This is a genomic window from Planktothrix sp. FACHB-1355, from assembly GCF_014748295.1.
Taxonomy (GTDB): domain Bacteria; phylum Cyanobacteriota; class Cyanobacteriia; order Cyanobacteriales; family Aerosakkonemataceae; genus Aerosakkonema; species Aerosakkonema funiforme_A.
In genome coordinates this window covers 1-2,049 of sequence record NZ_JACJUP010001189.1, presented here as the reverse complement: position 1 = coordinate 2,049, position 2,049 = coordinate 1, and the positions used below count along the sequence as shown (strand labels likewise).

Annotated in this window: 3 protein-coding genes; all 3 read right to left on the bottom strand. The window is 47.9% G+C overall.

The window, feature by feature from the left end:
• On the bottom strand, positions 1-352 hold a 352-nt coding region (locus tag H6S82_RS30590; RefSeq protein ID WP_191057280.1), incomplete at its 3' end, for an ATP-dependent metallopeptidase FtsH/Yme1/Tma family protein.
• A gap of 312 nt (positions 353-664) precedes the next feature.
• A complete protein-coding gene (aroH, locus tag H6S82_RS30585) occupies positions 665-1,057 on the bottom strand; it encodes a chorismate mutase (RefSeq protein WP_190475715.1) in 393 nt (130 codons plus the stop codon).
• A 166-nt stretch (positions 1,058-1,223) separates the two neighbouring features.
• On the bottom strand, positions 1,224-2,045 hold the full coding sequence (sppA, locus tag H6S82_RS30580; protein ID WP_190475730.1) for a signal peptide peptidase SppA: 822 nt from the start codon (positions 2,043-2,045) through the stop codon (positions 1,224-1,226).
• Between the last annotated feature and the right edge of the window lie 4 nt (positions 2,046-2,049).

Below are 2,049 nucleotides of genomic sequence, written 5' to 3'. Positions count from 1 at the left end.
CATCGTTGCGAATCGGATGGATGGCAAAGCTAACTTTTTCTTCTTTAAACTTGGAAATCAGTTCCGGGGCGTTTGCAGGTAAATCGACTCGCCACCGTTGCAGTTGATTGCTCAGTTCCGGTTGCGGATCGATACCTTCGACAATTGCGGTTCTGCCACCTTCGTATAAATCGACACTGGTAACTCGACCGCTATCCAGGTAATCCAAAAAGCGACCGTAGGTCATGCGGGTACTGGCGGTGTTTCTGCTGGCGTCGATGGCAGATGTTGCAAATGCTCCTTGCCACAGGAAAAAACCAATGACTAAAGCAGGCAACGTCCACAGTAATACGACTCTCCAAGAAAATTTCATAGATGGGTGGCCTCTAATTGCGAGTACGACTAACTGGTTACCGATCTACACCAATTGCGATTTTTAACCGAGTCAGATAATTGCTTGATTTTTCAGCCGATGTCTCACATCAATCGCCAGAGGGGCGATTTGTAAAACACAAAAATGATAACGGCAAACAAATCTTAATTAAATTTAACCTAATTCTCATGAATAGAGCAAGCCTGGGGAAAAGGGGTTAGGGAAAGTCAAAAGTCAAAAGTCAAAAGTCAAAAGTAGGAATTTCTTCTCTCTCCCTCTTTCCCCTAGCCCCTAATCCCTAATCCCTAATCCCTAAAGCGACAGCGTACTTGCGGGTAAACTCCAATCAGGTCTGAGGTTTTGGGCTTTCCGCAAATAGGGATGGTAAATTTTGACGTGAGGATATGGAAGATTAACGTGGATGAGGAAGCGAATGCAGCGGTCTAAGTCTCCCGGAACGTGCATCTGCTGGACATCTAACAGAGGAACGTTTTCCCAACCGGGACGGCGACGAGCGATCGCCGCCGGGAAAATCGCATCCAAATCGCGGGTGGCAGAGAAAATCGCACTTATGATATCGTTGGGGTCTAAATGATTGCGCTTTTCCAGTTCGTCTAGCAGTTCTGTGACTGCTTCTCGAATTGCCTCAACCGAATTTTCCGAGGCAGTGGTTGCCCCACGAATTGCTTTAACTCGCCACTCCACGCAAAAATCCTCCTTATTATCAACGCGAATATAAATACGATCGATGGATAGATAAACTCAAAAGCCGTTGTCATTATGGCTGAAGCACTGCTGAAAAGTCAGCAGTGCCCCGTGCAATGTTAACAAAACCTGCTATATGAACTACAAACCACTTTTTGTCTCAACTTTAAGGTCTATAGATCCACAGCGGCAGACCGTTGGTAGACATTTCAAACTCTAACCACTCCATACCAGATGATAGTCCAGATACCTTCTGGTTGTTTCCCGACAGCAGGCGACTCAAGACGGGTTTGCGTTCTTCAAAGTTGTAGCAGCGGGTTTTTTCGGGGTCGAGTCCCGCCAATTCTGCTGCCCAGCGGCGGGCATCTTCCTCAGTACCCAAGCGATCGACTACACCCAATTGTAACGCTTGTTCTCCTGTAAAAATGCGTCCGTCTGCGAAACTCCGAACAGTTTCTACTGTGAGCTTCCGTGCCTCGGCAACCGTTTGCACGAACTGTAGGTAACTGGTGTCGATCAGCTCTTGGAGTATATTTTTTTCCGGTTCTGTCAGCTCTCGGTCAAAGGCCATAATGTCTTTGTACGGGCCGGATTTGATCGTTTTGAAAGAAACGCCAACTTTTTCCAGCAAACGTTCTAGATTATTGCCGCGCAGGATCACTCCAATGCTGCCCGTCACCGTGCCTGGGTTGGCTATGATGTGCTGGGCTCCCATACCGATGTATACGCCCCCGGAGGCGGAAATATTACCAAAACTGGCCACAATTTTGACTTTTTCTTGCAGACGCTTTAGAGCGCTGTAGATTTCTTGGGAATCGCCCACTGTGCCGCCAGGACTATCGATTCGCAGCAGTAAGGCGGGAAATCGTTTTTCCTCGACGGTTTTGAGGGCTTCCAGAACCCATTTGCGGGTCGGGCCGGCGATCGCGCCGGTAATTTCAATGCGGGCTATTTGTTTGCGAAACTTAGGCTTAAAAGGCCAAATCATAGTC